This is a genomic window from Stutzerimonas azotifigens DSM 17556, from assembly GCF_000425625.1.
Lineage (GTDB): Bacteria > Pseudomonadota > Gammaproteobacteria > Pseudomonadales > Pseudomonadaceae > Stutzerimonas > Stutzerimonas azotifigens.
Window position 1 is genome coordinate 1 of record NZ_AUDU01000092.1, and the last position, 6,434, is coordinate 6,434.

The following is a 6,434-nucleotide window of genomic DNA, read 5'->3' on the forward strand; positions in this document are numbered from 1 at the left end:
CCCCGAGGGTGGGCCCCACGAAGAAGATGAGCAAAAGGCCGAGGCTCTTGTGGGAGGCGCCCCCGGCGGCGATGGCAGAGCGCAGCCTGCCCGTTCAAGAGCAATCGCCCCGAGGGCGGACCCCACGAAGAAGATGAGCAAAGGCCGAGGCTCTTGTGGGAGGCGCCCCCTGGCGGCGATGGCAGGCGCAGCCTGCCCGTTCAAGAGCAATCGCCCCGAGGGCGGGCCTCCCACGAAAGGTTGCGGTGCGTCCCTGGCCGGGCGTGTCAGTCGATGAGGTTGACCTTGGGGAACTTGGCGAGGAACTCCTCGGGCATCCGTACCACCCGCGCGTTGGGGTAGTCGTAGAAGACGAAGCCGGACTTGGCCATGGCGATCAGCCGGTCGTCCGCGGGGCGGGTGATGCGGAAGATGATGTCGCCGCCGTACTTGTTGAAATCCATGACGCCAACCTCGAACAGCAGCAGGTCGCGCGCGTGGGCTTCGGCCTTGTAGGTGGTGGCCAGGTCGGTAACGATGATCCCGCGCCCGTCGTGGCGCGTCTCGCCGATGCCGAAGGCGAACAGGAAGCGCGCGCGGGCCTCGGAAATCATCGAGATCATCGAGTCGTTGGCCAGGTGGTTGGCGGCGTTGATGTCGGTGATGCGCACGGTGAGCTGGGTGCTGAAGCAGAACTGGTCGTCGGGGAATTGCAGGGAAAGCCGGGCCATGGAGGTCTCTGTCGGTTCGGATAGCCGCCGTTCGGCGCGAAGGGCGCGATTCTAGCGCAGGCCGATGGGATGCGGCCTTGCCCTGATGGATGTCCGCTGTTGACTGAAGCCGAACGCCGGCTGGCGCATCCGCTTCGGTGTCTCCACAGCTCCAGGCCTACACCAGGCCCGTCGCCCCGTGAAGGTACGACGAGGGTGGGGGTGGTGGCGCGAGGTACAGGGTCCCAGCACCGACACCCGTCACCCCGGCGAAGGCCGGGGCCCAGGTGGCTGGGTACGGGCTGAGCGTGGGAAGAGTGCTTGCGGCTACTCCGGAGTTGGCTTGGGGGCTTGTGCATGCGCGAGCGCCGCGTGGGCGCCCTGGGTACCGGCCTGCGCCGGTACGACGAGGCCCTTCACTCGGCTCACCCCAGGCACTGGCGGATGCCCTGCAGGCGCTCGTCGATCACCGGTGTGATCAGGGCGAAGCATTCCGCGGGTTTCAGGCCGATGCGGGCGGCGCTGATCAGTTGGCGGTCGAGTTGCTCGAGCAGGCCGCCGAGGCCCTGGTTGCCGGCGTCGTCGCGGATGCGCTGGCACAGGTAGCGCATCCGCACCTGCAGGTCGAGCGGGCAGCGTTCGTGCTGCGCGGCGCGGACCGCCAGCCCGCGCAGGCGGCCGAGGTCCTCCAGCGCCCGGCAGGCTTCGCCGAGGCCGCGCACGGCCCGCAGGTTGCCGCGGGCGCTCAGCTGCAGTTCGACCAGGTGGATGTCGCACAGCAGCGCCTCGATGGCATTGCAGTGCTTTTCGAAGTCGCTCGGTGCCTGTTTCACTTCGGGCCAGTGAGCGGGGTCGCCGAGGCCGTCTTCGAGCGCCGGGCGGCCGCTCCACAGCATATCGAGCCGCGCGGCGATCTCCTGGCGCTGGCTCAGCGCTGCCGCTTCCCGCTGCGCGCCGAGCGCGCGGTGCTTCTGCAGCAGCTGGAGGATTTCCAGGTCGCGCTGCAGGGCCGCGACGTCCTGGGCATCGAGCCGCTGCGCGTGGCGCCGCTCGGCCAGGCGGTTGAGGCACAACCCGGCGAACCACACCGCAACCGCCAGGGCGAGAATGACGAACAGTTCCATGATCAGGGCTCCACGTGGGTCAGGTCGGCCAGGTAGCGGGTGAGGTTGTGCAGGTCGTGGGTCTGGCTGCGCTGGCGCGTCACGCCCTCGGCGACCTGTGCGAGCTGTTCGCGCAGGCGACCGTTGCTGTGCCGATGGCCTTCGAGCGCGCGTTGCAGGTCGCCAAGTTCGGCCAGGCTCTGGCGGTTGTGCGCGGCCAGCCGGTCGAGGTCGTCGGCGAGCAGGGCACTGCGCCTGCCGCTGTCGGCGAGCAGTTCGGCATGTTCGCCGACCTCCCGCTCGACCGCCGCCACCGCCGCGGCGATGGTGTCTACCGCCGTGCCGATCTCCTCGGCGGCGCGGTCGGCGTCGAGCGCCAATTGGCGCACTTCGTCGGCCACCACGGCGAAGCCGCGACCATGCTCGCCGGCGCGCGCCGCCTCGATCGAGGCATTGAGCGCCAGCAGCTGGGTCTGCCGGGCGATGGCCTGGATGGCCGCCGCGGCCCGGCCGACCGCCGCCGAATCGCCGAGCAGCCGGCCGATCGCCTGCGAGGTGCGGTCCATGCTGGCGCGCACCCCGTGCATCGCCTGGCTGACGGCCAGGGCGTTGTCGCGACCGCTTTCGCTTTCCCGGTGCGCCTGCGCGAAGGCCTGCATCGCGCGTTCGCCGAGGGCGCTGACTTGTTCCAGGCTGCCGGCCAGTTCGCCGCTGGCCTGGTTGATGGTTTCCAGGCGGGCTTCCTGCTCGCCGCTGGTGGTTTCCGCCGCGTCGCTCATGCGCTCCAGCGAGCGAGTCGCGTGCTGCACCTCGCTGCGCAGGCGCTGGCCCTGCAGCAGGTGGGCCTCGTACCGCGCCACCAGGGCCTCGCGCGGGTGCCTGAGGGCGAAGCGCTGGCCGAGGCTCACCAGCAGCTCGCCCAGTTGCCGGGCATGCGCGCGCTGGCGCCCGTGGCGGCGCAGGCCGAGCGCCAGGGCGCCGACACCGAGTGGCACGGCGAAGGCGGCCCAGCCGTACAACGCGGCGATCAGCGCGCTGCTCCACAGCAGCGTGACCAGGCCGTCGAGCAGTGCGCCGGATGAAGCAGGGAGGGCGGAGGTGGCGTGGTCCATGGGCAGGTCCCGAGCGGTGAGACGGCGCTCAGGCCGCCGGCCGCTGCTGGCGCTGGTAGAGGAATTCCAGCACCGCGGCCCGGTATTCGTGATAGCGGGCGTCGTGCGCCAGCGCCATGCGCTCGCGCGGGCGCGCCAGTTCGACGTGCAGGATGTCGCCGACCGTGGCCGCCGGGCCGTTGGTCATCATCACGATGCGGTCGGACAGCAGCACCGCCTCGTCGACGTCATGGGTGATCATGATCACCGTGTTGCCGAGCTCGGCGTGGATCTCCATCAGCGAGTCCTGCAGGTGCGCGCGGGTCAGCGCGTCGAGCGCGCCGAAGGGCTCGTCCATCAGCAGTACCTTGGGCTGCATGGCCAGCGCGCGGGCGATGCCGATGCGCTGCTTCATGCCGCCGGAAATCTCGCTCGGGCGCTTGCCCCGCGCGTGGGTCATGTGCACCAGTTCGAGGTTGTGCTCGATCCAGGCGCGCATTTCCGCCTTGCTCTTGCGGCCGCGGAAGACCTGGCGCACGGCCAGTTCGACGTTCTCGTAGCAGGTCAGCCAGGGCAGCAGGCTGTGGTTCTGGAACACCACGGCGCGTTCCGGCCCCGGTTCGTCGACCTCGCGGCCGTCGAGGATCACGCCGCCGCTAGTGGCGCGGTAGAGACCGGCGACGATATTCAGCACGGTGGACTTGCCGCAGCCGGAGTGGCCGATCAGCGAGACGAACTCGCCCTTGTCCAGCCGCAGGTTGACGTTCTGCAGCGCGCAGAACAGGCCCTTGTCGGTCGGGAAGTCGATGCCGACGTCGGTCAGCTCGAGGTATGCATTGGCCATGGCGATTCTCCTCAGCGCAGGTCGGCGTTCTTGTCCCAGCTCACGCGGCGCTGGAGCAGGAGCATGATGCGGTCGAGCGCGAAGCCGATCAGGCCGATGGCGATTACCGCCACCATGATCCGGCCGAGCGAGTTCGAGCTGCCGTTCTGGAATTCGTCCCAGATGAATTTTCCGAGGCCGGGATTCTGCGCCAGCATTTCCGCGGCGATCAGCACCATCCAGCCGGTGGCCAGCGACAGGCGCAGGCCGGTGAAGATCATCGGCACCGCGGCGGGCAGGACGATGCGCCGCACGTGGCTCAGCGGCGACAGGCGCAGCACCCGGCTGACGTTGGTCAGGTCCTTGTCGAGGTTGGCGACGCCGACGATGGTGTTGATCACGGTTGGCCACAGGCAGCAGAGCGCGACGGTGAGCGCCGAGGTGACGAAGGACTTGGCGAACAGCGGGTTGTCGCTGACGTACACCGCGCTGACCACCATGGTCACCAGCGGCAGCCAGGCCAGCGGCGAGACCGGCTTGAACACCTGGATCAGCGGATTGATGGCGTTGTACACCGGCTTGCTCAGGCCGCAGACGATGCCCAGCGGCACGGCGACGAGCGAGGCGATGGCGAAGCCGGTCATCACCGTGTAGAGGCTGGTGAGGATCTGCTCGAAGAAGGTCGGCTTGCCGGTGTAGGGGCGGATCTTCACCTCGGCGGTCGGGTCCTTGGCCAGCCGTTCGGCGTTGCGCTGCTCCTGCCGCTCGTAGAAGGCCGCGGCCCGGTCGCGTTCGCGCAGGTGCGCGTCGACCAGGCCGTCGAACTGTTCGGCGACCTGCACCGGGCCGGGGAACTGGCCGAGGCTGGTCTGGATGTTGCCGGCCACCAGCTGCCAGAACAGCAGGAAGGCGAGCACGCCGACCACCGGCATGATCAGGCTCGGCAGCCAGCGGCGGATGCGCGCCTGGCGGCCCGACTTGAGGGTTTCCGCGATGGGCTTGGCGACAGCGGGATTGCTCATCGTTCTTTCCTCTCGGTTTCTGGGGCGGTTGGGGAGCCGGGCGGCTCCCAGGTTGCGGGTCGGTCAGGGCGTGGCGTCGCCTTTCAGGCCGATCGTGAACTGCTCGAGGTAGGCGTTCGGCTGGCGACCGTCGTAGGTGACGCCGTCGATGAACTCGGCGGTGGGCGCGCGGAAGCCTTCCTCGCTGGCGGCCGGGAAGTCTCCGGCGCTGGCCAGGCCGTCTTCGATCAGGGCCTCGGCGGCCTCGCGGTAGAGGTCCGGGCGATACACCTGACGGGCGGTGTCGAGGTACCAGCTGTCCGGCTTGGCCTCTCCGATCTGGCCCCAGCGGCGCATCTGCGTCAGGTACCAGATGGCGTCGGAGTAGTAGGGATAGGTGGCGTGGTGGCGGAAGAACACGTTGAAGTCGGGCACCTCGCGCACGTCGCCCTTCTCGTATTCGAAGGTGCCGGTCATGGAGTTGGCGATGACCTTGGCGTCGGCGCCGACGTATTCCGGCCGCGAGAGGATTTCCACCGCTTCCTGGCGGTTGGCGTTGTCGTCGGCGTCGAGCCACATGGCCGCGCGGATCAGCGCCTTGACCACCCGCTTGTGGGTCTCCGGGTTGGCCTCGGCCCAGGCTTTCGACACGCCGAAGACCTTCTCCGGGTTGTTCTTCCAGATCTGGTAGTCGGTGATCACCGGCACGCCGATGCCCTTGAACACCGCCTGCTGGTTCCACGGCTCGCCTACGCAGTAGCCATGGATGGTGCCGGCTTCCATGGTGGCCGGCATCTGCGGCGGCGGGGTCACCGAGAGCAGCGCCTGGGCGTCGATCTGGCCACTGATGTCGCCCTTGGCCGGCGCGTAGTAGCCGGGATGGATGCCGCCGGCGGCGAGCCAGTAGCGCAGCTCGTAGTTGTGGGTGGACACCGGGAACACCATGCCGAGGTTGAACGGCTTGCCTTCGGCGCGGTACTTCTCCACCACCGGCTTGAGCGCGTCGGCCTTGATCGGGTGCACCGGCTTGCCGTTCTCCATCGGCACGTGCTGCTTCATTTCCTCCCAGACCGCGTTGGAGACGGTGATGGCGTTGCCGTTCAGGTCCATGGAGAAGGCGGTGATGATGTCGGCCTTGGTACCGAAGCCGATGGTCGCGCCCAGCGGCTGGCCGGCGAGCATGTGCGCGCCGTCGAGCTGGCCGTCGATGACGCGGTCGAGCAGGACCTTCCAGTTGGCCTGGGCCTCCAGGGTCACGTACAGGCCTTCGTCCTCGAAGAAGCCCTTTTCGTAGGCGATCGCCAGCGGGGCCATGTCGGTCAGCTTGATGAAGCCGAGCTTGAGTTCTTCCTTCTCCGGCTCTGCCGCCCACGACGCGAGCGGCGCAAGCAGGAACAGGCCGGAGCAGCCGATGGCGGCCTGCGGTGGTTCAATTCCCGCGGACACCTCGATAGGTGGAAAATCCACTGAAACGAGGAGTCATTCATGAGCCGTAAACGTCGATCCTTCGATGTCAGCTTCAAGCTGCAAGTCGTCCAGATGATCAAGGATCAGGGCCTGAGCGTTGCGCAGGTCTGTCGAGACATGAACCTGGGGGAAACGGCTGTGCGCCGTTGGCTCCAACAGTATGAGGCCGAGCTCTCGGGGCAACCTGGAATCGGCAAGCCTTTGACGCCGGAGCAGCAACGAATCCGCCAGCTTGAGGCGGAGCTTCGCCAACTGAAGCA

Annotated in this window: 7 protein-coding genes; 1 reads left to right on the plus strand and 6 read right to left on the minus strand. The window is 68.2% G+C overall.

The features are described 5' to 3' along the window. Positions 1–266: 266 nt before the first annotated feature. The 6 genes from H610_RS0108405 to H610_RS23580 all read right to left on the minus strand — a co-directional run bounded on the left by H610_RS0108405 (position 267) and on the right by H610_RS23580 (position 6,120). Positions 267–710, minus strand: coding sequence for a thioesterase family protein (locus H610_RS0108405; protein ID WP_028239252.1), 444 nt, complete (start codon positions 708–710; stop codon positions 267–269). 404 nt (positions 711–1,114) lie between these two features. Then, complete coding sequence (locus H610_RS0108410) at positions 1,115–1,813, minus strand: hypothetical protein (RefSeq protein WP_028239253.1); 699 nt, start codon at positions 1,811–1,813, stop codon at positions 1,115–1,117. A gap of 2 nt (positions 1,814–1,815) precedes the next feature. Then, a complete protein-coding gene (locus H610_RS26115; protein ID WP_051231608.1) occupies positions 1,816–2,904 on the minus strand; it encodes a methyl-accepting chemotaxis protein in 1,089 nt (362 codons plus the stop codon). Positions 2,905–2,932: 28 nt separating this feature from the next. Continuing rightward, a complete protein-coding gene (locus H610_RS23575; RefSeq protein ID WP_043238088.1) occupies positions 2,933–3,727 on the minus strand; it encodes an ABC transporter ATP-binding protein in 795 nt (264 codons plus the stop codon). Positions 3,728–3,738: 11 nt separating this feature from the next. Further along, positions 3,739–4,728, minus strand: coding sequence for an ABC transporter permease (locus H610_RS0108425; protein ID WP_028239254.1), 990 nt, complete (start codon positions 4,726–4,728; stop codon positions 3,739–3,741). A 63-nt stretch (positions 4,729–4,791) separates the two neighbouring features. Beyond that, the gene (locus tag H610_RS23580) at positions 4,792–6,120 is read right to left on the minus strand and encodes a CmpA/NrtA family ABC transporter substrate-binding protein (RefSeq protein ID WP_051231612.1); all 1,329 of its coding nucleotides are present in this window, start codon (positions 6,118–6,120) and stop codon (positions 4,792–4,794) included. Positions 6,121–6,192: 72 nt separating this feature from the next. Here H610_RS23580 and H610_RS0108435 point away from each other — a divergent pair. Beyond that, positions 6,193–6,434: transposase (locus H610_RS0108435; protein WP_028239255.1), on the plus strand; the 242-nt coding region annotated here is incomplete at its 3' end.